Below are 952 nucleotides of genomic sequence, written 5' to 3'. Positions count from 1 at the left end.
TCTGTTCGGCGTAATGCTCTTCCAGAGGGAGGAAGTCCGACTGCGTGAACTGACCACCTTCGGGATTGAGGAATACGGTCATGGCGGGGCGGAATACGGTCAACCCTTTCCCCAGTGTCAAAACACCCTGTTCATGCATCCAAAGCAGGGAGCGTTCCAACAGTTTGGTCATATCCCGCAGACCGCTGGATTTCAGAACGGCATCCTGTGTGAGCTGCGCCAGAAGGTCACCTACGGTAGTTTCGACCTGCAGATCTTTGCCGCGCGCGCCTTTGTCGAGTCGACCCGTCAGAAACTTCAAAAGAATCCCGGCAGCTTGCCACCGAACCTCAGCGGTTTGGGCAATGACTTCCCACGTTCTTATCCGCGTCACGTTTAGAGTGTTTCGGCTGATTTTGCGCAAGCGGATATTACCGGTGCCTCCATCCTGCCCCTTGCCATCCCGAGCTATGCCCCGGATCAGTTTGTCGATTACATCGGGGCGCGCATCGGCGTGGTCCTGATTGCGCAGATGCTGGCAGGTTTCCTGAAGGTTCAGCGGTATTGGAGTCTCTTTGTCCGCATCCGGTGCCAGCTCTCGCATCGACGCGATCAAATCCCGTTCCAGGTTTGCGGCCTCTGTGAGGCGCCCGGAGGAAGACTGCGCCACACCGACATGGATGAAGAGCGTCATTGCAACGTCGTTGCGCGCGATGCCAAAGCTTTCGAGATTGGCCATCGCCTTGGTCAGTGCGCCGGGTGTCAAACCGCTGACGCCGCAGAGCTGATCGGTTGAGACCCCTTCATCCGCCGGGGCCAAAATCAGATGCTGCACGATGGCCAGCAATTGTTTGCGATGCGCTTGAGTGATCTCCGCATCCGCAAGCCGTTGTTTCGCCTCGTCCAGTGTGCGGACTGTTAGCGAAGAAGGGAAAATACGAACACGGTTCTCTTCTCGCGAAACAAGTGTTGC

At 56.9% G+C, this 952-nt stretch carries 1 pseudogene; it reads right to left on the bottom strand.

Features of this window, described 5'->3' with window-relative positions:
• A pseudogene (locus tag ACR0E6_RS21665) lies at nucleotides 1-952 on the bottom strand (RecQ family ATP-dependent DNA helicase); the annotation flags it as partial.

It is taken from the genome of Ruegeria sp. AP12 (assembly GCF_056540025.1).
This window is presented reverse-complemented; position numbering and strand designations above follow the sequence as displayed.